This is a genomic window from Calothrix sp. CCY 0018, assembly GCF_963920925.1.
In the GTDB taxonomy this organism is placed as follows: domain Bacteria; phylum Cyanobacteriota; class Cyanobacteriia; order Cyanobacteriales; family Nostocaceae; genus Rivularia.
Window position 1 is genome coordinate 107,303 of sequence record NZ_CAWUDI010000006.1, and the last position, 25,751, is coordinate 133,053.

At 37.6% G+C, this 25,751-nt stretch carries 17 protein-coding genes; 13 read left to right on the forward strand and 4 right to left on the reverse strand.

From position 1 onward, the window contains the following. Nucleotides 1-451: 451 nt before the first annotated feature. The 6 genes from ACM03V_RS06310 (at nt 452) to ACM03V_RS06335 (ending at nt 11,481) form a co-directional block, all read left to right on the forward strand. Nucleotides 452-2,170 (forward strand): diflavin flavoprotein, encoded by a 1,719-nt coding sequence (locus ACM03V_RS06310; protein WP_414619907.1) that lies wholly within the window; start codon nt 452-454, stop codon nt 2,168-2,170. 175 nt (nt 2,171-2,345) lie between these two features. Continuing rightward, entirely contained in the window at nt 2,346-4,055 is a 1,710-nt protein-coding gene (locus ACM03V_RS06315) for a diflavin flavoprotein (protein WP_414619908.1), read from the forward strand. A gap of 1,300 nt (nt 4,056-5,355) precedes the next feature. Beyond that, nucleotides 5,356-7,986, forward strand: coding sequence for a DNA polymerase III subunit alpha (locus ACM03V_RS06320; RefSeq protein WP_414619909.1), 2,631 nt, complete (start codon nt 5,356-5,358; stop codon nt 7,984-7,986). 560 nt (nt 7,987-8,546) lie between these two features. After that, nucleotides 8,547-9,371, forward strand: a complete 825-nt coding sequence (locus tag ACM03V_RS06325) for a class I SAM-dependent methyltransferase (RefSeq protein WP_414619910.1) — start codon at nt 8,547-8,549, stop codon at nt 9,369-9,371. A gap of 132 nt (nt 9,372-9,503) precedes the next feature. Then, entirely contained in the window at nt 9,504-10,397 is an 894-nt protein-coding gene (locus tag ACM03V_RS06330) for a helix-turn-helix domain-containing protein (RefSeq protein ID WP_414619911.1), read from the forward strand. Between the two features lie 268 nt (nt 10,398-10,665). After that, entirely contained in the window at nt 10,666-11,481 is an 816-nt protein-coding gene (locus tag ACM03V_RS06335; RefSeq protein ID WP_414619912.1) for a class I SAM-dependent methyltransferase, read from the forward strand. 17 nt (nt 11,482-11,498) lie between these two features. Here the strand turns inward: ACM03V_RS06335 and ACM03V_RS06340 are convergent, their stop codons facing one another. Continuing rightward, on the reverse strand, nt 11,499-11,858 hold the full coding sequence (locus ACM03V_RS06340; protein WP_414619913.1) for an STAS/SEC14 domain-containing protein: 360 nt from the start codon (nt 11,856-11,858) through the stop codon (nt 11,499-11,501). Nucleotides 11,859-12,204: 346 nt separating this feature from the next. Between ACM03V_RS06340 and ACM03V_RS06345 the strand changes: the two genes are divergently transcribed. Continuing rightward, entirely contained in the window at nt 12,205-13,020 is an 816-nt protein-coding gene (locus ACM03V_RS06345) for a methyltransferase domain-containing protein (protein ID WP_414619914.1), read from the forward strand. 258 nt (nt 13,021-13,278) lie between these two features. On the opposite strand, the gene ACM03V_RS06350 is transcribed toward ACM03V_RS06345, so the two are convergent. After that, nucleotides 13,279-14,823 (reverse strand): GMC oxidoreductase, encoded by a 1,545-nt coding sequence (locus ACM03V_RS06350; RefSeq protein WP_414619915.1) that lies wholly within the window; start codon nt 14,821-14,823, stop codon nt 13,279-13,281. 1,095 nt (nt 14,824-15,918) lie between these two features. Between ACM03V_RS06350 and ACM03V_RS06355 the strand changes: the two genes are divergently transcribed. The 5 genes from ACM03V_RS06355 to ACM03V_RS06375 all read left to right on the forward strand — a co-directional run bounded on the left by ACM03V_RS06355 (nt 15,919) and on the right by ACM03V_RS06375 (nt 20,836). Continuing rightward, nucleotides 15,919-16,059, forward strand: a complete 141-nt coding sequence (locus ACM03V_RS06355) for a hypothetical protein (protein ID WP_414619916.1) — start codon at nt 15,919-15,921, stop codon at nt 16,057-16,059. A 22-nt stretch (nt 16,060-16,081) separates the two neighbouring features. Continuing rightward, entirely contained in the window at nt 16,082-17,662 is a 1,581-nt protein-coding gene (locus tag ACM03V_RS06360) for a polyamine aminopropyltransferase (RefSeq protein ID WP_414619917.1), read from the forward strand. 229 nt (nt 17,663-17,891) lie between these two features. Further along, complete coding sequence (locus tag ACM03V_RS06365) at nt 17,892-19,097, forward strand: glutathione S-transferase family protein (RefSeq protein WP_414619918.1); 1,206 nt, start codon at nt 17,892-17,894, stop codon at nt 19,095-19,097. Between the two features lie 68 nt (nt 19,098-19,165). Then, nucleotides 19,166-19,759 (forward strand): DUF4178 domain-containing protein, encoded by a 594-nt coding sequence (locus ACM03V_RS06370; RefSeq protein ID WP_414619919.1) that lies wholly within the window; start codon nt 19,166-19,168, stop codon nt 19,757-19,759. Between the two features lie 213 nt (nt 19,760-19,972). Continuing rightward, nucleotides 19,973-20,836, forward strand: a complete 864-nt coding sequence (locus tag ACM03V_RS06375; RefSeq protein WP_414619920.1) for a hypothetical protein — start codon at nt 19,973-19,975, stop codon at nt 20,834-20,836. A gap of 67 nt (nt 20,837-20,903) precedes the next feature. On the opposite strand, the gene ACM03V_RS06380 is transcribed toward ACM03V_RS06375, so the two are convergent. Further along, a complete protein-coding gene (locus tag ACM03V_RS06380; protein WP_414619921.1) occupies nt 20,904-21,707 on the reverse strand; it encodes a Uma2 family endonuclease in 804 nt (267 codons plus the stop codon). 163 nt (nt 21,708-21,870) lie between these two features. Between ACM03V_RS06380 and ACM03V_RS06385 the strand changes: the two genes are divergently transcribed. Beyond that, nucleotides 21,871-24,705 (forward strand): pentapeptide repeat-containing protein, encoded by a 2,835-nt coding sequence (locus tag ACM03V_RS06385; protein ID WP_414619922.1) that lies wholly within the window; start codon nt 21,871-21,873, stop codon nt 24,703-24,705. 572 nt (nt 24,706-25,277) lie between these two features. Here ACM03V_RS06385 and ACM03V_RS06390 read toward each other — a convergent pair. Beyond that, the gene (locus tag ACM03V_RS06390) at nt 25,278-25,739 is read right to left on the reverse strand and encodes a hypothetical protein (RefSeq protein ID WP_414619923.1); all 462 of its coding nucleotides are present in this window, start codon (nt 25,737-25,739) and stop codon (nt 25,278-25,280) included. Between the last annotated feature and the right edge of the window lie 12 nt (nt 25,740-25,751).

A 25,751-nucleotide genomic window follows, 5' to 3' on the forward strand; every position in this document is an offset into this window, starting at 1 on the left:
AGGCGGGAATTTGGGCTTCTTGAGAATGGTGCAAAATATCAGATTAATAGGACTAAAAAATAAATTAGACAATCTACTTAACCCCACTTTTCTTAATGTGTAATAGTACTTAACAGAAGTTCAATCTTTTAATTGAAAAAGCTCAACAAAATCTAATAACCATGCCCTATTACCGTTAATCACCACATGATAATTACGGCTTTCACAATACCTTTTATTTTTAAAAATTTAAGTTTCCTGATATAATCCGTTTTGAAAAAAGTAAATAAACAAGTAAATAAAAAAATAAATTACTATACCGTCTTTCAGCGATTTGAAACTGCTGAAAAACAGCAACATCTGCTACAAAAAATTTTTTCGAGAATATAAAGTTTTTGACAACTTTACAAAAGTTTTTATGGGAAAAATAAAGACAGAAAAGTAAACAAAAACTGTCTTCGGATTTATATATATGGTAGCGGTCAACGAGAACGCACAAAAACGTCTTACTATACAAACTGTTGAAATTGCTCCAAACACAACGGCGATTCGTAGTCTCGATTGGGATCGCGATCGCTTTGATATTGAGTTTGGATTGCAAAACGGTACAACTTACAACTCTTATCTAATTCGCGGCGAGCGTACAGCTTTGGTTGATACGTCTCACGGCAAGTTTCGGGAACAATATTTAGAAACTCTCAAGAGCTTAATTAATCCCAAGGAGATTGATTACATAATTGTCAACCACACTGAACCCGATCACAGTGGTTTAGTGGAGGATGTGCTGCAAATTGCTCCTAGAGCAACTGTATTAGCTTCTAAGGTTGCTTTACAGTTTCTGGAAAACTTGGTACACGATCCGTTTTCTAAGCGAATTGTTAAGACTGGTGATACTGTAGATTTAGGTGACGGACACGAACTCGAATTTGTAAGTGCGCCTAATTTACACTGGCCCGATACTATCTTCAGTTTCGACAAGAAGACTCAAACCCTCTTTACTTGCGACGCTTTTGGTATGCACTATTGCAGTGACGATACCTTTGATGTCAATTTAGAGGCAATCGAACCTGACTTCAAGTTTTACTACGATTGTTTGATGGGGCCAAATGCTCGCTCTTTATTGAATGCAATGAAGAGAATGAACGATTTGGGCAAAATAAAAATTATTGCTAACGGGCACGGGCCATTACTTTATCACAACTTGGATACGCTCAAAGAGTGTTATCAAACTTGGAGTCAAAAACAAGCCAAAACCGAAACAATCATTGGTTTGTACTACGTAGCGGAATACGGATATTGCGATCGCTTAGCGCAATCAATTGGGCACGGTATCCAAAAAACCGGCGTTGGTGTGGAGATGTTGGATTTAGCTAGCACCGATCTCCAAGAAATCCAAGAATTAGCAGGTAGAGCGGCAGGTATCATCATCGGTATGCCTCCTTCTCATAATACTGCGGCACAAGCTGCGATCAGTTCTCTGTTAGCAGTAGTGAAAAATAAGCAAGTCATCGGACTCTATGAGTCATACGGTGGAGATGACGAACCTATCGACACCTTACGGAGAAAATTCCTCGAACATGGTGTAAGAGAAGGCTTTGAAGCAATCCGCATCAAAGAAGAACCACAAAACGATGTATTTCGAGCAGCTGACGAAGCTGGTAACGAAATGGGACAGTTGCTAGTACGCGAACGTAACATCAAGCATCTCAAGTCAATCGATGCCGACTTAGAAAAAGCATTAGGTCGGATTAGCAACGGACTTTATGTTGTTACCACTAAAAAAGGTGACATTAAAGGTGCAATGGTTGCTTCCTGGATTGCTCAAGCAAGCTTACAGCCTTTAGGATTTACCGTAGCTATTGCTAAAGAGCGAGGAATTGAATCTTCACTACAGATAGGCGATAATTTCGTCCTCAACGTGCTTGAAGAAGGAAACTATCAAGACCTCAAAAAGCATTTCCTCAAGCGCTTACTTCCCGGTGTTGACCGATTTGAAGGAGTGAAAACTCAAACAGCTAAAAACGGTAGCCCCATTCTTTCAGATGCATTAGCATACATGGAATGTGAAGTCAAGACCAGCATGGAATGTAGCGACCACACATTATTGTACTGTATCGTTTCCGATGGTCGTATTTCTGACCCCGATGGAGTCACAGCAGTTCGCCATCGTAAAGTTGGAACCTACTATTAATTAGGGGTTAGCAATTGTTCTACGTGCCGACTTTAGTCCTAAATCCGAGGACTAAAGTCCTTACTACGAACTTTAATTTCTTCATCTATTTATTAAATTGCAAATAGGCATCTACGTTCTTTTTTTTTTGATTAATCTTTTGATTCTTAAACAAGTTATTTTTTCCATCGATATTATGAACAATTCCAATCCCCGCGATATGCAGATCGCCCCGATTGCGACCGATACTAAGTTGATTAAAGCTCGCAGTTGGACGCGCTTACGATTTGAAATTGAATATGCATTGGCTAAGGGTAGTACTTCTAATTGCTATTTAATTGAAGGTGATAAAACTGCAATTATCGATCCTCCTCCGGAAACTTTTACTCATATTTATATCGAGGCTTTGCAGAGTGTTCTAGATTTGCAAGAGTTAGATTATGTGATTGTTGGACATTTTAATCCCAATCGCGTCGCTACTCTTAAAGCAATTCTAGAACGGGCACCTCAGCTAACATTTGTGGCTTCTGTTCCTGGTGCTGCTAATCTACGTAAGGCTTTTGGCCCAAACCTCAAAGTTATAGAAATGCGGGGTAAGGAAACTCTCGATTTGGGTAAGGGACACGTTTTAAAAGGTATTCCGATTCCGAGTCCGCGCTGGCCTACCGGACTTGCTACTTACGACCCACAAACCCAAGTTCTCTACTCAAATAAACTATTTGGTGCCCATGTCTGCGGTGAAGAAGTATTTGATGAAGACTGGGATATTTTAAAAGAAGATCAGCGCTATTATTTTGACTGCTTGATGGCTCCCCATGCACATCATGTCAAAGCGGCTTTGGAAAAAATTTCCGAAATTCCGGTGAGAATGTATGCTACGGTTCACGGTTCTTTGGTACGCTATGGTTTGATTGAACTCAATAAGGCTTACCAACAGTGGAGCGTTTCTCAAACAGAACGCGAAGTTACCGTTGCCTTACTTTACGCTTCAGCTTACGGTAATACTTCAACTTTAGCTCAAGCATTTGGCTTGGGTTTAACTAAAGGTGGGGTAGCTGTTGAGTCTATTAACTGCGAATTTGCCGACCCAGATGATATCCGCACTGCCATTGAAAAGTCGGATGGTTTTATCATCGGCTCTCCTACCATCGGCGGTAACGCTCCTACTCCGATTCATACTGCTTTGGGTATTGTTCTTTCAGTTGGTGATACTGGTAAACTTGCTGGCGTATTTGGCTCCTACGGTTGGAGTGGCGAAGCATTCGATTTAATTGAAGGCAAGCTAAGGGATGCAGGATTTCAATTTGGCTTCGATACCTTTAAAGCTAGATTCAAACCATCTGATAAAACCCTTAAAGAATGCGAAGAAACAGCAACCGACTTTGCTCAAACCTTGAGAAAAGCCCGCAAACTACGTATACCTCAACCCACTGCAACTCCAATGGAACAAGCCGTTGGACGTATCGTTGGTTCTGTTTGCGTACTTACAGCCAAACAGGGAGAAGTTACCACCGGAATGTTGGGTAGTTGGGTGTCGCAAGCTACATTCGATCCGCCAGGAATTAGTTTAGCGATCGCCAAAGATAGAGCGGTTGAAACGCTGCTTTATCCTGGAAGTAAGTTTGTTTTAAATATTATCGGTGAAGACAATCAACAAGATTACGTTAAGCACTTCCGCAAAACTTTTGCTCCCGGTGAAGATCGTTTTTCCAGTTTCCCCACAACATCAGCTGATAATGGTGGCATCATCCTCACCGATGGTATAGCCTACATCGAATGTTCTGCAAGCAAGCGTATGGAATGCGGCGACCACTGGGTAATATATGCAACAGTTGACAATGGTAAATTATTGCAAGCAGATACAGTAACTGCTATCCACCGTCGCAAAGCTGGAAACCATTATTAACAGTTAGCAGTTAGCAGTTAGGAGTTAGGAGTTAGAAAGTTTATATTTCTCCTTCTCCCCATCTCCCCCTCCGGGTTGCGCCACTTGCTACAAGTCGGGGAACCCGCCCAACGCAGTGGCTGTGCGATCTCCCCATCCCCTTGTCTCCCCTCCCCAACCCTTTCCTGATTCCAGGGGAGGGCACTTTTATGTGGGCAAGGTTTTACAAATTAATCCGGACAATACCATACCACTACATGAACAGTTAACTGGTCACTGTTCCCTGTTCCCTATTCCCTATTCCCTAGTCACCACTAGCTATGTTGCTTAATATACATACAATTATTTTCTGGCAACCGCAAAATAATGGAAGTTCTATTATGTATAAAGGTGTTGTAAGTGGCTCTGTCAGCGATTCATGTTTCCGCAATTGTTCGCAGGTCAACTGTATACAGATTGTGTAAGGTTTAACTATTAAATAACTAGTAGCATTTAAAAAAATGCCTGCTATCCAAACAACGGTTTAAATTATTGGCTCTTGTTATGAATCCAGAAAAAAACAAAAACAAACTAAAGTTCCCTTTTTGGCAGTATCTCAACCAACCATTGTTTAATGAAAAACTTATATTAAATCCCCATACCTTTGCCTACGTTTACAGAATAGAGCTTTTAGAGCGCTGTTGGGGCAGAGAATGCGATGCTAAGGGGCAATCCAGAGGCGGTGCATAAGCTAATTCTGTCTTCTTAGGATGGTTTTATGGCGCTTCGGGAAAGATTTATGAGTTACGAGTTAACAAAATTTTATTTGAATAGGCTAATTTTCGTTTTTGGGTTTCCAACATTTTAATTTTACTTTCAGCCTGATAAAATCGCCTCATCCCAAGGATGGGGCTTTTTTGTGGGGATAAGCTCGCGAAGGGAATCTTAGTTAAGTATTCAAAAACTTCTATTAGCAATATTTTTTACCCTGGATTTCTTTTGATTTTGATAACTTTATCCAGAATATAACCGATAATTTGAGGCTGAATTTGATGTCTTTTAGGTAGATTACTTAAAAACAATCAAACTATTCATACATTTATTTTCTGCTAAAAAAGTAATAATTACCACAAACAACACTGAGGATATGCTGATGGACTTTAAGAAATCTTTAAATAATGGGAATTGGGAATAGGGGATGGGGCATTGGGAAATGAATCAGGTCACAATTTCAATGCGGATACGAAATTTAATATATTTATCGCCAACAAACTATAGTGTATATGACATTCCTGCGTTACTCTGGATAACACTTACGGTGTTTGAGAAAGGTTGAAAGCCTATGTCCTTCGTCCCTTTACACATTCATAGCGATTACAGTTTGCTTGATGGTGCGTCTCAGTTGCCTCCTTTGATCGATCGCGCCATCGAATTGGGAATGGAGGCGATCGCCTTAACCGATCACGGGGTGATGTATGGTGCTGTTGAGTTAATTAAAATTTGTCAGAAAAAGAATTTTAAGCCGATTATCGGCAATGAAATGTATATTATTAACGGCGATATCACGAAACAGGAACGCCGTCCTCGTTACCATCAGGTTGTTTTAGCGAAGAATACTCGGGGTTATAAAAATTTAACTAAGTTAACTACTATATCTCATTTAGAAGGGGTGCAGGGTAAGGGGATTTTTTCGCGTCCCTGTATAAATAAGGAATTATTAAAGCAGTATCACGAAGATTTAATTGTTACCAGCGCTTGTTTGGGTGGAGAAATACCCCAAGCGATAATGAGCGGTAGACCGGATGCAGCACGAACAGTGGCTAAATGGTATCAAGATGTATTTGGTGAAGATTATTATTTAGAAATTCAAGACCACGGTTCTCAAGAAGACCGAGTTGTAAATGTAGAAATTGTCAAAATTGCGCGGGAATTAGGAATTAAGCTGATAGCAACAAACGATTCTCACTATATTTCTTGTAACGATGTAGAAGCCCACGATGCTTTGTTGTGCATCCAAACTGGGAAGAAGATTTTTGAAGATAAAAGAATGCGTTACAGCGGTACGGAATATCTGAAATCTGCCGAGGAAATGAAGCAGTTATTCCGCGACCATTTACCGGAAGATGTAATAGAAGAAGCTGTTACAAATACGTTAGAAGTTGCCGATAAAATTGAACCCTATAAAATTTTAAGTCCACCTAGAACTCCTCATTTTCCGATTCCATCCGGTCATACAGCCGATACTTTTGTAGAAGAAGTAACATGGCAGGGACTTTTAGACAAGTTAAATCGGAAATCTCGTAACGAGATAGATAATACCTATAAAGAAAGGCTGAAATATGAATTAAAAATGATTCAGGAGATGGGTTTTTCTGAATACTTTTTAGTTGTGTGGGACTATATCAAATTTGCTCGTGACAATAACATTCCCGTGGGACCGGGAAGAGGTTCGGCGGCTGGTTCTTTGGTAGCATACTCGATGGGAATTACCAATATTGACCCCGTACATCATGGATTGTTATTCGAGCGTTTCTTGAATCCAGAAAGAAAATCCATGCCTGATATTGATACGGATTTTTGTATAGAAAGTCGTGATAAAGTTATTGATTATGTAACTAGTCAATATGGGGAAGATAAGGTTGCTCAAATTATTACTTTTAACAGATTGACTTCCAAATCTGTATTAAAAGATGTTGCTAGGGTGTTAGATATTCCTTACGGGGAAGCCGATAAAATGGCGAAATTGATTCCCGTAGCTAGGGGTAAACCGGCTAAGTTGAAAAAGATGATTGCCGACGATACGCCGGAACCGGAATTTAAAGAAAGATACGATAACGATCCAGCGGTGAAACACTGGATAGATATGGCAATTCGTATCGAAGGAACCAACAAAACCTTCGGAGTTCATGCTGCGGGTGTGGTAATTTCAGCGGAACCTTTAGATGAAATTGTACCATTACAAAGGAATAACGATGGTTCTGTAATTACCCAATATTACATGGAAGATATAGAATCGATGGGTTTGTTAAAAATGGACTTTTTGGGTTTAAGAAACCTAACCATGATTGATAAAACCATCGATTTAATCCAAAAAAAAATTGGTGGCAGAAGAATAGATCCCTACGAGATAACTGCTCACGAAAGAAAAGCCCAAAAAGTATTAGCGAGAGGTGGGGAAACAGCTAAACTTCCTAACGATGTCAGAAAGACTTATGAATTATTAGAAGCAGGAGAATTAGAAGGAATATTTCAATTAGAATCTTCAGGAATGCGGCAAATTGTAAGAGATTTGAAACCTTCCAATATAGAAGATATTTCCTCAATTTTAGCGCTTTATCGACCGGGACCATTAGACGCAGGATTAATTCCTCACTTTATCGATAGAAAACACGGTAGAGAACAAATAGCATACCAAGCCAATGTTTTAGAACCGATTCTTGATGAAACTTACGGAATTATGGTTTATCAAGAGCAAATCATGAAAATTGCTCAAGACATGGCTGGTTATTCCTTGGGACAAGCCGATTTGCTGCGGCGTGCGATGGGTAAAAAGAAAGTATCAGAAATGCAGAAACATCGCGAAATTTTTATTGATGGTTCTGCAAAAAATGGTGTTAGCAAACAAATTGCTGAAGCATTATTCGATCAGATGATTAAATTTGCTGAATATTGCTTGAGTTACGACACCGAAGTTTTAACTGAAGAATATGGTTTGATGCCAATAGGTAAAATAGTTGAAAATAAAATTGAATGTACCGTGTTTAGCGTCGATCAAAATGGGAATGTTTATAGTCAACCCATCGCACAATGGCACAATCGCGGAATGCAAGAAGTTTTTGAATACGAATTAGAAGATGGTTCGATAATTAGAGCAACTAAAGATCATAAATTTATGACAGTTGACGGCGAAATGTTGGCGATTGATGAGATTTTTGCAAGGGATTTGGAGTTGAAGCAAGTCAAAGGATTTTAGATTTTAACAACGGATGCTTTTGTTTTAGATTTTGGATTATTTAGGTGTAGGGTGTGTGACTAGGGTGTTGACTTTGATAGGATTTCCGCGCTTAAAATTCATACAGCTTTTATGCCACACCATCTCCCGCCCTCACCCCGCCCTGAAGGGCACCCCTCTCCCAAGTTTGGGAGAGGGGTTGGGGGAGAGGGATTTATCTTTAATAAGAACACGTTTTTTGCATGAATTTTTAACCTCTAAAAAGGTACAAAGTCAACAGCCTAGTGTGTGACGTTGGAGAAAATTTTGATCGCGTCATGCACCGACGATAATTTATGGTAAAGATATTAAACCGCAGAGGCGCTGAGAGGATGCGCGGGGAAGTCACAAATAAGACCGATTTTCGAGATCCCCCTAAATCCCCCTTAGAAAGGGGGACTTTAACCCCCCTTTTTAAGGGGGGAAGGGGGGATCGAAGCAATAATTGAGTTAAGAAGGATACTTTTGAAAGATCCTCTGAGCAAGATAAAATAGAGAGAATTCGGATTTTAAGTTTAATTTTAAGTTTAATATAAATTCTAATGTCAACCAACGATAAAACAGCTTACAAACAACAGCTATTAACCGACTTTAATTCCAGAACTAATTACGATAATGGTAGATTTTATCAAGCGATTGCCAATCGGTTAATTGAATTTGCGAATTTACAAAACGGACAAAAAATATTAGATATAGCGACGGGTACCGGTATAGTTGCGTTGAATGCTGCCCAAAAAGTTGGGAGCCAAGGAAAGGTTATCGGTGTTGATATCTCTGCGGGAATGTTAAACAATGCCAAACAAAAGTTAGCTGAAACTAATTTGCAAAATGTTGAATTTATCGAAGCAGATGCGGAAACTGTCTTATTTAGCGACAATAGTTTTGATGCTGTATTATGTTCTTTAGCTGTTTGTTATTTAACCGATATTCCCGCAGCTTTGCGAAATTGGCATAGATTAATCAAAAAAGATGGATTTGTAGCCTTTAATGTCTGGGAGGAAAACGCTTTCCCACCTTCTGTTTTATTCAGAGAAGTTGCAGGCAGGTATGGTATAAATATTCCCAATCCTAACGCGCCGATGGGAACAACTGAAAGACGCAATAAATTATTACGCGAAATAGGTTTGAGAGATATTCAGATAGAAACCGAGCAGTTTGGTTGGTATTTTCAGATAGATGATAGCGCAATTGAAGGTAGTTGGCGGGGAAATTCAAAAAACGTTTTCGGCTATCAAGTATTTCAGCTTTCAGCAGATAAATTAGAGCAATGTAAAGCTGAATATGCTAGAGAAATGCGGAATCTACCAACAACAGAAAAAGGCGTTTGGTGCGATGCGCCGATATTTTTTATCCGGGCAGTTAAATAGAAATGCAGTAAAATCAGCTTCTTGCCCTTACCAATTACCCATTACCGATTACCTATTTACTTGGTACACTTTCGCTTTAAACTAATAACCGTGAGCAGTGAGCAGTTAAGAGTTAGGAGTTGAGTTTTAAGAATGGAATCCGAAAGACTTTCAGCGATTGAAGTTGTAAGCGGAAATCTAATTCCCGTTGCTTACAAACCTCCAATTATTTCGGGTGCTTCAAGTTGGGAAGATATTTCAGTTGAGCAACATCATTTACCAGCTTTTGAATCTCCGGAAATTTGTTTGCAGCAACATAGCATTGCTATTCAACTTGGTAGTAGTTATCAAATAGATTGGCGTTTAGCAGGAGGAAAACTACATACTACTCAAATGAGAAAAGGTGTAATTGGTATTACTCCTAAAAGTGTTCCAACTCAAGCACGCTGGTTTGAAGATGTTGATTTTTTATTAATATCTCTTAATTCAAATCTTTTTCATAAAGTATACGGTGATTCCATTGATTGCGATTCTATTGAAATTATTCCCCAGCGAGGTGTTGATGATTCGCAAATTTTCCATTTGGGAATGGCTTTGAAGGGAGAAATTACGGCAAGATGTCCATCTGGTAATATTTTTGCTGAATCAATTGCAACTGCTTTAGCTATTCGTATTCTGAAAAATTATTCTTCAGTTAATATAAAAATTACTAAATCCGAAATTCAACTTTCCCAGCAACAATTACAGCAAGTAATTGATTACATCCATGACAATTTAGCGCTGAAGTTAAGTTTAAAGGAGCTTGCAATTTTAGTAAGTATGAGTTCTTATAATTTTTGTCGCTGGTTTAAAAATTCAATGGGTATCTCTCCACATCAATATATTATTCAATGTCGGATTAAACGAGCAAAGTATTTACTTGCCTATACTAAATTACCTTTAGTTGACATAGCATTAAATATTGGTTGCTCCAGCCAAACTAATTTTACTGTTTTGTTTCGTAAGCATATGGGAATTACACCCAGAGCGTATAAAAATCAATTTTGAAATTGCCCTAACGCACCGCAAAATTATGATAATAACAATACGTTACGAATAATTTATTTGTAGGGTGTGTTACGGCGCGAATAATTTTGTTGGAGATTACAATTTTGAAATTGCCGTAACGCATCACGAGATTATGGTAAAAACGATACGTCACAAATAAATCATAATTGATTGCAAGATTTCAATATACTTCGGAGCAAGTTTTCAGAAGACAACTATATTGCTTGCTGTTTATATTTAGCTTTAACCAACACAGGGATAAAAAATCGTGAATAATTCCCAATACGAGAAACAGTATAAACAGCAGGTAACTGATTTTTTCAATCAACGAACTAAGTATGATGATGATTTCCGCTTTCGTTTAGCGCTTGCTTTAGTGGATTTAGTACAGCTTCAGAAAGGACAGAAAATATTAGATGTCGCAACTGGTACCGGAATTGTGGCAATGGCAGCTGCCGAAATCATCGGCAATCAAGGAAAAGTAGTCGGTGTGGATATCTCTTCTACTATGCTAAATCAAGCACGAGAAAAGATTGAGCAAGCTGGTTTGCAAAATATTGAATTGATTGAAGCTGATGCGGATTATGTAAACTTTGAAGATAAAAGTTTTGACGCAATTTTTTGTTCTTCCGCTTTCGTCTGGTTGAGTGATATTCCGAACAACCTACAAAAATGGTATCGTTTTCTTAATAAAGGCGGTGCGTTGGCTTTCTCTTGTTTTTCAGAAACATCTTTTATGACACCAATTATTATTCAAGCTTGTGAAGCAGCTTGCGGAATTTCTCTACCAAATATTAATGCACCTTTGGGTACTCCCGAAAAATGCCGTGATTTATTACAAAAAGTTGGTTTTCAAAGAATTTCTATCACTACCCAACAATTTGGTAGTTACATTAGCCTTAATGATGCGAAATCCTGGAATGGGAATTGGTTTCATCCTCGAAGTAATCCTTTAAAAGAACTTTCACAGATAGAATTAAAACATTGTAAAGCAGAATATGAGGCAGCTATTGAAAACTTAGCTACAGATAAAGGTGTTTGGAATGATAAGACAACTTTTTTTGTCGTTGCACATAAAGATTAAATAAGAATAAGACTAAATCAATTCAATATCCAACAACGTGCTTCGCATCTGTCTTCAAAAGTAAAACACTTGACTTTTACACCTGCAACAAGCAAACTTTTCATAGTTTCAAGACTTTGAATTAATTTTTGATCGATTACTATCACTTCTTTTTCAAATTTGTGAAACTGACTTAAAGTAAATTCTAATTCTTTCAGTAAAGTTTCTAGCGAAAAACCTTCAATACCTTGAATCTCAACATATATCCGTAAAAACTCGTAATGCACCTCTACTTCACTAATAAAATTTTTCACTAATTCAAAGTCTTTAGTCTTTACATTTCCTTTGATTGAAACACCTATAACGTTGTTAGCATCCATTGATAGCAGCTTGATCATATTCTCTCTCCAAAAAAATAATTTATATATAAGCTCTGTTTAAAATGACACTATAGTCTTATGCTTTATTAGCACATTTACTAATGTATTTAAAGTTACTTCATAGTAAATTTAATTTCGTATTCAATTTGAACATACAAACACAACATATATGACAATCCTACTTTTCCTACTACCTCGTCTTGTATATATATGGGGTTTAAATAATTAGCTTATGCAGTTGTAGATGCTTTTACCCGTACAAATTGAGTCTGACTGTATAGATGCTTTAAGGTAACTATTTGATAGTAAGACTTGAATTAATTAATTAATCTAATTAAAATACTTGATAAAAGAGATTTTGTAAATGTCTAATTATACAAAACTTAATAAATATAAGCAGCAAGTAGCTGATTACTTCAATGCTAGAAGCAATTATGATGGTAGTGACTTTGTAAACCGTCGTGCCAATCATTTTTTAGAGTTATTACCATTAGAAAAAGGATATAAAGTACTTGATATTGCAACTGGTACGGGTTTAATTGCGATTCCTGCGGCTGAAATTGTAGGTATACAGGGTAAAGTTGTCGGAGTTGATATCGCTGCTGTTTTACTCAAACAAGCACAAAAGAAAATTGATGCCTTAAATTCAAGAAATATTGAGTTAATTGAAGTAGACGCAGAATACCTGAACTTTAAAGAAAATAGTTTTGATGCTGTTTTATGTTGTTCCGCTCTTATGGTTTTTAAAAATATTCCTGCTGCCTTCAAAGATTGGTATAGTTTTCTAAAACCAGGTGGAATCGTCGCTTTTAATGCTTATGCGGAAACTTCTTTGATGACACCTGCAATTATTCAATCTTGTTCTAACTGTGGTATTTCTCTACCGAATATACACGAGCCTTTAGGTACCGTGCAAAAATGCGAAAACCTTTTAACAGAAGCTGGATTTGATAATATTGAAGTTACAACCGAGCAATTTGGTAAATATATGTTGGTTGATGATGCGAAGAAGATTTTCGATGGAAGTACTTGGATTCATCCTGAAAACCCTTTATTGCAACTTCCCATAGAAAAAAAAGAACAATTAAAAGCTGAATTTGCCCGCATTATTGAAGGTTTGGCTACAGATAAAGGCGTTTGGCATGATATTACAAGCTTCTTTGTATTAGCGCGGAAATGAATTGCAAAGCCGTATAAGTGATGCGAATTAATAGTTATAAAAGAGGGAGTAGTTAAGAAAGATGAGATTAGTTTCTGAATGTTAGTTATAGAAAGCACTACTTTAATATTTCAAACACAGAAACGTTATTGACTCAGGATTTACGCAACCGCAACGATAAATTAAGTATTTCAGCCGTTTAGATCCCCCCAACCCCCCTTATAAAGGGAGGCTTTACGTAAATCCTATTCCCTATTCCCTATTCCCTACTCTTAACTCCTAACTTTCTACTCCCAACCGTTTTAAAATATGTTCGCCTACACGTATTGCATTGGCAATAATTGTTAATGTAGGATTAACCGCAGCACTAGAAGGGAAAAAGCTACCATCGACTACATATAAATTATCAACATCGTGGGTGCGACAACTAATATCTAAAACTGAAGTTTTCGCATCTTCTCCAAAGCGACAAGTACCGCATTGATGACCAACTTCTTTTATAGTCAGTTTTTGGGCAGAATATAATGAAAAATCATGCCAATTGCCTGGGGTATTAGTTGATTTTAAAACTTGTACCCAACGCTTGATTAATCTTTGAAATGGCACTTCGTTATTACGGGTATATTCGAGAAATATTTTATCTTGATGAATCCGCACCCGGTTATTAAGGTTTGGTAAATCCTCTGTCATCAAAAACCATCCCACGGTATGTTTGGCAATATTTTTAGCTATAAATTTGGGGATGAATAATGGTGCATCCTCTTCAATCCTTTCTTCTGGAATATTGCCTAATAATTGTACGCTACCCATTGGATAATGAAAATCTTTTTCTCCCCAATAAAAATCATTTAAACCGATAGTTTTTTGAAAGTTAGTATGATTTTTTTTGCTGGATAAGGCTGCTACTACACCAAATTTATGCGCCATATAATTACGTCCTACCAGATCGGAACTATTAGCCAATCCATTCGGATGTTTATCGTTAGCAGACTTCAATAACAGTACCGCAGAATTGATCGCACCGCAGGAAACCACAACGATATTAGCGCTGAAATGATAGAGCTTTCCTAAAATATCCGCTTCTACGCTACTTACCTCTGTTCCCGATGGATTGGTATGTAATTTTATAACTTTGGCTTGAGTAATTAAAGTTACATTACTGTGATCGATCGCCGGACGTACACCGTTGATATCAGCGTCAGCTTTACCATCAACCAAGCAAGGAAAACCATCGCAAGTATTGCAGCGAATACAGTTGCTAGCCCATGATTTTTTTTCGTTTAACTTTAGTCCCAAGGGTAAATAAAATGGATGCAAACCCTTATCTTTAAGCTTTTCGTTGATTGTCTGAATATAGGGTTCGTGGGTGATGGGGGGAAATGGATAATCGCTGTTTACCTCTGGTTCGGTAGAGTCCAAACCGCGCTTACCGTGAACTTCATACATTTGCTCTGCACGAGTATAGTAATCGGCGAAATCTTGGTATTTTAGCGGCCATTCCGGAGAGATACCATCATGATGCACGACGTTTTCAAAATCGCGATCGCGCAATCTGAACAGAGCGCTACCGTAAAATTTAGTATTACCACCGACGTTGTAATGGGTTACGGGATGAATGGGTTTACCCTGTTTGTCGTACCAAATTTCGTGGGTGCGGTAACAATCCTTGCGAAATATTTCTGTTGCATTCCAATTAGCCTTTTCTTTAGGTAAAAAACTACCTCTTTCTAAAATTAATATTTTCTTACCACTTGCAGCTAAAACTCTGGCTAAAGTACCACCACCAGCACCAGTGCCAATAATAATTGCATCGTAATCAGCCATTTTTGTGTTGTTTTGAAAAGTCATTATGTAAGATATAGATAAAGTGGGGAAAATTCCCTTTATTTAAACAATTGAGATTAATTTATCTCTATTTGAATTCAGATATTGCACCATTCTCATTTAGTTGTCAAAATCTCCTTGGAATTAATTGATGCGGCTAATAGCTCAAGTAAATTTTTGATTCAGTCGTATTTATCTCAAATCTTGCACCAATGTCGTTAAGCTTATATGCCCGCCAAACGTACTAAAAATCTTGCCTAGTATTCTTTAGAAGACTTTGTATGTGAGCCTGGGAATTTATTCCAAGGTAGTTGTTGAAAATGGTGCAAGATGTGAAATTTATAGGACTTCGTTTATTAGCCTGGGAATTGCATTCTCTGGCGGTTTTGAAAATCCTATAAGACAGTCTAAATAAAGATATATTTTGTTAAAATCTCGTTACCATGAAGTTAGTTTTTCATGAAATGGTAGTTATTTGAGACATTTTAATTAATAATATCGCCCCCTTTTATTAAACAGTTATCGACTTCAATAGACCTGTAGTGAACATCAACTATACATCAACTAAAACACCTTGATAAATGGTTTTAATTTTGCACATCAACATTCTTTATCCACAGATCACAATTAATGAAACTCGTAATGTAATTATCTAACAATAATGATGCCATGCCATTGATAAAAAAATGTATTTATAGATGCTTAAAATGATTTACATTGGTAAATGCTTGCAATAATTTATTTGATCGTAAGAAGGAAGCCTGCTGCTATATATTTAAGTCTTTGTCCGATCGTTAAAGTGTTTTGAAAGCAACCCAAATAGAAGCCATAACATATCTTCTTAATTACTTTATTACAACTTTATATTACAAGAACAGTAAGAATACTTAGCCTTGATACTGATTTACCCTTTGTTCTCCTTTATTCTCCGTAAAATCCTCATTTTGTTTTTGCTAAAAATAGATTTGATACATTTATAAAAAAGCTAAATCCTTTGTAAAATCTGACTTAGGTAGTTTTATAAACTTACTTAACCTTTTCCGGAAGGTTATCATTACATAATGTTGTTAAAAATACTGTAAAGCGGCAAATATTATGTCAGCAAGTATAAATGTTAAGAAAACAAATCGTTTTATAGATCCAGCGCTTTATGTTGCTTTGGGTGCTACAGGCTTAATTTTTATAGCATTAATTGCATCTGGATTTTTTGAAAGAGTGCTTTTTTCTAAAACTTAATTAATAACTTTTCACTGAAATAATGGAAGCGAATAATCTATCTAACATCGGGGAAAGTACTGTCAAGGATAGTTATTCTTTAAGCAGTACTCAACGTAAATTATTACTGGCTGCGGCGGCTGTTTCTTCTGGTTGCGGACTTGCCGTGGAGTTACTTTTAGGTACTTTAGCTAGCTATTTGGTGGGAAACCAAGCTCTTGCTTTCGGTATTGCTATCGGTGTATTCCTAGCGGCAATGGGTGCTGGTTCTTACTTGAGTCGGTTTATTGCACCTAAAATGGAAGGTCGATTGCTGCAACGTAAATTGTTGTTGGCTTTCGTTGGCGTGGAATTGGCGATCGCACCTCTAACAGCTTTACTACCTCTGGGTTTGTTCGCTTTGTTCGTCATGAATAGTTCGATTTGGCTGGGGTTATTCTTAGTAACGATTTTGCTGGGAATACTCGCTGGTTTGGAAGTGCCAATTTTGACGCGCATTCTGGAAATGGAGGAAGGGGTGCGGGAAGCGTTGGCTGGTGTGTTGGCGCTGGATTATGTGGGAGCGCTTTTCGGCTCTTTGGCTTTTCCGGTGATTTTACTACCGATGTGCGGAATGTTTCCTACTGCTTTTATTTTGGGTGCATTACCGGCTTTGATGGTGTTTTTAATTGGACGGAATTTTTCCCATTTACGCCGTTGGAGCTATATCGGTTTAGCTTTGGGTATAATGCTTTTAGCTCTCGCACCTGCAACCATTCCCATTAGTAATAAATTAGAAAATAACTTATATTCAGCACCTATAGTTAAAAGAATACAGTCTCCCTATCAAAGAATTGTATTAACTCGTAAAGGTAAAGACGCTAGATTGTTTCTCAATGGTGACTTGCAACTATCCACCATAGATGAATACCGCTATCACGAAGGGTTAGTACATCCGGCGATGAGTGCAACACCCGATAAAAAGCGGGTTTTGGTGTTGGGTGCTGGGGATGGAATGGCAATCAGAGAAGTACTGAAATGGAAAGAAGTTGAAAAGGTAGTATTAATTGAATTAGATCCGGAAGTAGTTAAATTAGCAAGCCATCATCCGCAATTAAAAGCCGTAAACGGTAACTCCTTAAAAGATGCTCGTGTAGAAGTAATCAACGCCGATGCATTTTTAAGCGTACCCAAACTTAAAGACAGCTTCGACGTAATTATTGCAGACTTTCCCGACCCAGACCAAGATGCACTTGCAAAACTTTACTCGGAAGGTTTTTATCGACGTTTGTTAGGAAGACTTACAGATAAAGGCGTTTTCGTCACGCAAGCATCAAGCTCATTTTTTGCTCCTAAAGTTATTGCTTGTATCGCCGCGACACTTGGAGAAGTAGGATTAAAAGTGAATCCTTATACCGTAGACGTTCCCAGTTTTGGGCCTTGGGGTTTTGTTTTAGCATCGCGTTATGAATTAAACTCAGAAAAACTACAGCTTCCCGTAGAAACGCGCTTTTTAACAGAAAGCTTATTACATCATTTATTTGAACTACCAAAAGATATAGAGTTAGGAAACGTCGAAATAAATCGACTTTCCCATCCGGTAATCGTTGGTTATCAAATGAAAGCAAGATGGTTGAATTATTAATAATTGATAATTGGTAATTGGTAATTGATCGATAGTTACGCAAAGCCCCCCAAATTAGCGGGGGGTTGGGGGGATCTTAGAGTTGGGAATGCCTGCTTTTTGGTTGCGGTTGCGTAAATCCTGTTGATAATTGATCATTGGTAATTGATAAAAAATAGCTTATTAACGTAATTAAAAATATTGTAGAGTCAAGAAAAGTCCTTACTTTAAGCATTAAGCAACTTCTCCTATGAATACTGCACCCCTTAGCTGGCAAGAATTAGAAACCCTCACAGACTATCAAATAGATCCCGTAAATGGCCCCACCAACGCTAAAGCCAGGTTGCGCTTATTTGGACATCTTGAATCTGATGTGCGGGTAACGCTTTACCGTGATAATCACGCTTGGTGCCCTTACTGTCAAAAAATTTGGTTATGGTTAGAAGAAAAACAAATTCCCTACCGCATCGAAAAAGTAACAATGTTCTGCTATGGCGAGAAAGAAAGCTGGTACAAACGTAAAGTACCATCGGGAATGCTGCCTGCGATCGAGTTAGATGGGCGAATTATCAAAGAAAGCGATGACATTTTAATCGCTTTAGAAAAAGTTTTTGGCCCGTTGAATCAAGGAATGAAAGACAGCGCCGTGCTTCCTCTACGTCAATTAGAAAGACTTTTATTTAGAGCTTGGTGTAGTTGGCTGTGCTACCCAGCAAGTTCTTCTCGACAAGAACAACGCAACCGCGAACAATTTATACAAGTAATAGCTCAAGTTGAAAAGGCTTTAGCAAGCACTCCAGCCCCTTACTTTTTAGATGAATTTGGCATCGTTGACGTTATCTTTACACCTTATGTAGAACGGATGAATGCCAGCCTTTACTACTACAAAGGTTATTCAATGCGGGAAGAAAATCCTCGTTTTAGCGCATGGTTTGACGCAATGGAAACTCGATCTACCTATCGCGGTACCCAAAGCGACTTTCATACTCACGTACACGATTTACCGCCACAGATGGGAGGCTGTTGGGAAAACGGCGAACCTCAAATGCGGATCAATAAAGTGCGGGTAAATAACGGCCCTTGGTTTGGGCTACCAGATGTTGGTTATCCAGAACCCGAAAACTCTCGCGAGGAAGCCCTGCAAAATATGCTTAAACATCATACCAATATTATCCGAGTCAACCCCGCCGAAGATAAATTATTTGAGGAAGCATTACGTTGTGCTTTAACAAACATGATGACTGGTAAAGACTGCGTACCTCCACAGGGTTCTGATGTTGGTTTACGATATTTGCGCGATCGCATTAACGTACCCCGTGATATGTCCATTTATGCAGCCAAGCATTTAAGGGAATCCCTGGAAAAAACCGCAGCCCTCGCCGGTGATGGACAGCCAGAACCCCTTCCCACCAGGCATAGAAGAGATCAAAACCCATTGAATTTTGCCATGAAATAGAATTCCGCTACCCCCTCTTCCCCCTCTCCCCCCTCTATCTATAAAAAAAACTAAAACGAAAAAACATTATGACACTACTAATCTGGCTAGGAGTTATTGTAATAGTCGCAGGTGGAGCTTATTTACTAGTGCTTCAACAGCGAGGTGCATTACCTGGTAGTAAACCGAAAGAATTACCGTCGCTCAAACGCAATGTATTTAATTTACAAATCGGCGATATTGTTCAACATATGGGTATTGATTGGGTAGTAGAAGGGAAACTTACCTATACAGTTGATGAGTATTCCTGGTGTGAATATATGCTGCAAGATAATAATGACATTCGATGGTTGAGCGTGGATGAAGATGACATGGTAGAAGTTGCGTTACTCGAAGCTACCGATCGATTAGATATTAGCGAAACACCACCACCTAAAAAATTAACTTTTGCGGATGAAAATTATAAATGCGTTGACTCTGGGATTGCGAGTATGACTCGTGAAGGTACCGTACAGAGACGTAAAGCTTCACGCTGTCAATACTTTGATTACGAAGGTTCTAATGATAAAGTGCTTTCAATTGAACTTTGGGATGGAGAAACCGAAGTTACTGTAGGTAATAAGATAAATCCTCGTTCTTTGACTATTTTACCTGGTGATGGGAATCGGGTTTATGGATTGTGAAAAAGTAAAAATTCGTAGTAAGGGCTTTAATCCTTGGATTTAAAGCTAAAGCCATTACTTACGAATAAAAAAACATATTTAATTGAAAGTTAATTTTCGGAATATATAGATTGAAGCTTGTATAAAAAACTATCCCCAGCTAAAGTTAAAATTTAATTTAACGGAGGCTGATAATCTATCTTTTATCTTTAATAAATAACAAAGCTAAACCCCATGAAAAAGTCTATCTTCACAACTGCATTATTAATTGCTTCTTTATTAATGGTTAGTTGTAATAACGTTAAAGCAGATAATTCTGACACCAATAATCAACTTCCAACTGATAATTCCGAAGTAGTTTCATCTGAGAACAAGCAAACAGATAATTCCGAAGTAGATTCAGTTGATGAAGATAGAACAGAAGATTCTACTTCAACTAGTGATAATCAAGATTCTAACACTACAAAAAACCCAGTTAAAAATGTTTCTACAACTCCCAAAGCAGGAGAGGGACAGCCAAAAGTTGGGACTATTAAAGAGATAGTTCAAGGTGATTTAGCTTGCTACGTAACTTTAATCGACGAAAAAGGAAAAGAGCATAATATTAGTGCTGATTTTGATATCTGTCCTCAAAAAGAACAATTTATTAATAAAAAAGTTAAACTCAGCTACGACATCTTAAACTTCAACGACTGTGAAAGTATTGAACCTTGCGGAAAGACGAAAAAAGAATCCGCAATTGTGAAAATGGAAGTAATTGGTGGTTCTAAAACTGGAAAATCTTCTGGAGATACTCAAACTCTAAGTAACGGTGAATGGACTATCAAAATTAGCAATTACGATTCTTGGAACGGTGTTAATAATACCGGGAACGTTAAATATTACGGTTGCGATTCTAAAGGGAATTGTCTTGAACTTACAGATGGTAAAGTTGTTTGTCGGGATGGTTTGTGTGCAACTGGTTGGAAAAATGGAGAATATAATTACGCTATAGAAAGTGCGATTACTGAAGATGGAAACGATACTCAAGGTTCAACTTTAACAGTTCGTCAAAATGGTAAAGTTATTTTGAGAGCAGAAGGATTAAAGCAAGTTTAATAATTAATTAATCAAATAATAGTTTAAAGCAGTAGCCATTGATCGGAACTACTGCTTTTTTATCTTATTAAGACTGTTCTACTTCTTCCACAGACAAACTAAGTGCTTGTGCAATCTGTTCTACACTTAATCCCATTTCTCGCAGTTGCGGTATAGCATTTAATCTTGCTTTTCCTTCGGAATCAGCGCGTTGTTGTTCGGAATCAGCGCGTTGTTTTTCTGCTTCTTGTGGCAATAAAACTAAATTACCATCTGCATCGTAAAACCTCAGCCAAACAGCATTATCATCTTCAACAATGCCATTCCAAGTACCCAGCCACAAATTTAAATTTTGACACCATAACCATCCCTGGGGATTTGATTCAATTGGTTGGTAGCCATTATCGCTATCTAGGTGCCAACCTTGTAGTGAATTAACTTTAAAAGGATGAAAAACAAAATAATCTTTAGTTTTAAATACCTGTTCGTAAAGTTGTTTTTTCTCACCAAAATCCTGACTTTCGGTTGAGTCGGAAAGTAACTCAACAATCATATCTGGATAACGTCCATTTTCTTCCCATACTACCCAACCCAAACGTGTTGGATCTGATGGTACATCTAGTGCAACAAAAAAATCTGGGCCTTTAAAATCCCGGTTTCTGGCTTGTTTGCTACTGTAATAAACAAACATATTGCCGCCAACAAAAAAGTCGGTACGCTCAGCCCAATAATGTTTGAGCGAACAAATTAACAAATTCATCGCGACGCGGTGACGATTGCTTTCCAAGGGTTCTCCGTCATCAAAAATTAAATCCGTGGGTGGCATAGGGGGTTGCCAATCCAAGGACTCGTCTGTTGGGTTAGAGTATACTTCGGTAGTTTCTACTGACATCAAGTCCTCTGTTGTCTTTTGTGGGACTTCATTTTTAACTTTATTATAAAAGAATTGTGCTTTGTTATTTATGTATTGCTAAAAACGCCAAACATAGCGCTTTGTTAAATTAAACTTTATTTTTATGGAATAGCATTAGTTTACAAGTGTAGATATTGTTACTATGCTTGTAAATTTTGTTGCTATGGTTGCTAATCATCATCAGATAAATAAATCCCTTAATTTCTCCAGTCAAAACCTGCAAGGAATTTCTTTCAAACGTCAAAATCTTACAGGTGCTGACTTTAGCTATACGGATATTAGAGGTGCTGACTTTACACAAGCAAGTTTACAGAATGCAAATTTTAATCATGCTAAAGCAGGGGTACAAAGCAATTGGACAATTATTTTCATAGCTTTCTCATTCTTCCTATCAACACTTTGTCTATTTTCAGCCTGGATGACAGGGGTAATTGTTGCTGAGACGGTGTTTCAGTCATCAAACCCTTTATATGATGGTGTACCCAGCGTCGAAAACAGTATTCCTGGCTTGATTGTTTTAGTAGTGTTAGCAGTTTTTTGTATTACTACCATTAGGCAGGGTTTTATTACAGCTTTGTTAGCTATGGCGGCAATTGGAGGTGCAACTGTCGTTGTATTAGGAACTGTGTTGGGTTTGTACTTCGGTGCAGCAGGCTTAAAAATGATCGGTGCAGGAGCTTGGAGAGCCGCAGCCGCTGGAACTTGGGCCATAATTGCCACTTTTACCGGAGCGATCGCAGTATTTGCATCAACTTTTGAGTCTAAACCAAAGTTTATCGCAGTATTTAAAGTTATAGCTGGTTTGATTGCGATCGCTGTTGCTATAAATGTATTCAAAGCTTCCGATTCTGAAGTAACGGCTTTGAAAATGCCAGCTTTACCAATGGCTATGGGTGTGACAATAATTTTATTATTTATTAGTATTTATACTGGTTGGCGGTGTTTACTAGAAGATCAAAAATTTGCATCAATTCAACAGATAGGACGAGCTTTATTTACTTTTGGTGGTACAAGTTTTCGTGGTGCTGATTTAACAAATGCTGATTTTTCGCAATCAAGTTTAAAATGCACAGATTTACGCAATGCTAAACTAATCTGCACCAGTTTTCATCTCGCGAAAAACCTCAAATTGGCGAGAGTTGACGGTACTATTTTAACTAACCCGAATGTTAGGGATTTAGTTGTTACTCACAGAGGTGTTAATAAATCTTATTTAGGTTGTAATTTCAAGGGTGCGAATTTAGAATATGCAGATTTGAGTGATGCCGATTTTACCGCAGCTGATATCAGTGAAGCAACATTTGCAGGGGCAATTTTATCAAGAGCAAATCTTACTAAAATTCAAGCATTAGGAACTAATTTTCAACAAGTATATTTAACCGCAGCCTGTTTAGAAAATTGGCATATTAACGAAAAAACTCAGCTTGAAAATATCAATTGCGATTATATTTATTTACAAAATCAACAGCAAGAACGTCATCCTCCGAGCGGAATATTTGCCGATGGAGAATTTACAAAGTTGTTTCAAGTTGTTGTAGATACCATTGAATTAATTTTCCGTAACGGTGTAGATTGGGAAGCTTTAATTTTAGCCATTAAAGAAGTATCTACGATAAATAATACAGAAAAGCTGATTATTAATAGTATTGAAAATAAAGGGGACGGCTTTATTGTAGTTAAAGTTCATGTTCCAGAAAACGTAGATAGGGGGAAACTTCATCAAGAGTTAGAACAAAGCTATCAACAACAGCTAAAAATTGTTGAAGCTAGGTATCAAGCAGAATTAGAAGGAAAACAAGCACAAATAGAAATCTATCGTCAGCAATCTGCCGACATGACAGAAATTGCGAAACTATTAGCTCAACAAAGTTCTCATCGTTCTCAAATTCAAGTTAATAAATTAATTATTCTCACCTTGGGAGATGGTAATTTTAATGATGGCTTTCCCATAACGGCTTTGGTTTGCAGCGATGAGCATCCATTACCGATAACCTTTACTGGTAAACTGCCACCAGAACCAAATATTCTGCAACTATATCAGCAATGGCGACAACTTTATGGTTCTCAAAAATGGTTTGGACGTATTACCTTTGACGAAGAAGATTCAGTTACCAATTTTTCTCAGCAAGAATTAAATTATTATGCTGGTGAATTAGAAAAATGTTTTGATAGTTGGCTTAATTCACAGCCATTTCAACTAATAGAAAGACAATTACGCTCCAACCTGAGACAAAGCGAAAAAGTACCAGTAATTATTCAAACCAAAGACATTAATTTACAACGACTTCCTTGGCATTTGTGGAAATTTTTCCAACATTACCGTCAAGCCGAAATTTCCTTATCATCGATTGGTGAAAGAAGCGAAAAATCAATGTTTACTCGCAATCAAATTAGAATTTTAACAATTCTTGGTAATAGTACGGGAATTGATGTAGAAGCCGATAGAAAAGTTTTAGAACAACTACCTCAAAGCGAAACAGTTTTTCTCGTTGAACCAACCTTTCAAGAATTACATCAACAACTTTGGGATGAACAAGGCTGGGATATTCTTTGTTTTTCTGGACATAGTTCATCTCAAGCAGATGGTAGTACGGGAAAAATGTTACTTAATCAAACGAAATTATTAACAATTAAAGAATTAAAACACGCTTTAACAAAAGCAATTGAACGTGGTTTACAGCTTGCTATATTTAACTCCTGCGATGGTTTGGGGTTAGCGCGAGAATTGGCAGATTTGCACATTCCTCAAATCATAGTTATGAAAGAACCTGTACCGGATAAAGTGGCACAGGAATTTTTGAAATATTTTCTCACAGCTTTTGCTGGGGGAGAATCTTTGTATACCGCAGTTAGAAAAGCACGGGAGAGATTAGAAGGTTTAGAAGATGAATATCCCTATGCAACTTGGTTGCCAGTAATTTTTCAAAATAGTGCCGAAGTTGGAATGAGTTGGCAAAACTTGCATTTTGATAAATAAGGTAAAGTTCTTAATCAATCAGAATTACTCAATATATGAGTCTCAAACTATGTTGAAAATATATCATAACCAGGATCAACGAATTTAATAATAAATTAAACCTCCCTGCACTGAAACTACAGAGAGGTTTAAAAATTCCCCTAAATTAACTAGAATTTAACAGACAAAATTTCCACAACAAGGCTCATTAAGTATCACTTTAGAAAATTGCGTGCTTCTCCCTGTCAAAGTCGATCTGCCATCACAACGGAATGTCCCTGTGCCAACATGATTTATGAAACTGCGGTCACTATAGTAGTCAACTACTTTTAAACGCCGTCTCGTCCGAGCTATGAGGGTAGTATCCAATTTGGTATCGACACTTTTTGGCAGGGCGATCGCCTGATTCAAATCTTTGCAGCTACTAAATTCTATATTCGCTGCATCAACACTTCCGGGAAGAAAAGCTGTTGATATCGTACTGAGCAAAGCCACAGCGAAGAAGGATTTTAACATTTGAAAAACTCTCTTAATCTTTTGATTTGTTTAGTGACTTTAAGCTACATTGGAGCTTAATTTTTGTCTAAGTTTAGTTATTTACAAGCGTAGACCTCAACCAAAAAGCCTACCTTATTTCCAAAAGAATCATAAGCTCCTCTAGGATCGGCAATATATAATTGTCGAGATTTTTTAATCTTAGTTTTACTACCATGCCCAAGATTTTTAAATTCTGTGGAATCGCCTCTCAAAGATTTATCCTTCTTAACGTTGAATTTGATTCTCGAAACTTTAGCAGTAGTTTGTCCAATCTCCCAACACAAGCGACTGTAGCCAGCAGGCAGAGTATCAGTGCTGAAATTACCACTTGAACGGTGCTTTTGTCCTCGTTTAGGCGCTCCCTCGGATCTAACAGTAGTAACTAACTGACGACTAGGTAATTGTGCTTTTAGCAACGACGGTCGAGAAGTTAGAGGTTCTATTCGAGGTAAAGCTAATGCAGCGTTACTACAAAATAAACCACTGAGAGTTAAGATAACTGCGAAACGTTTTAACATTTCAAAAATTCT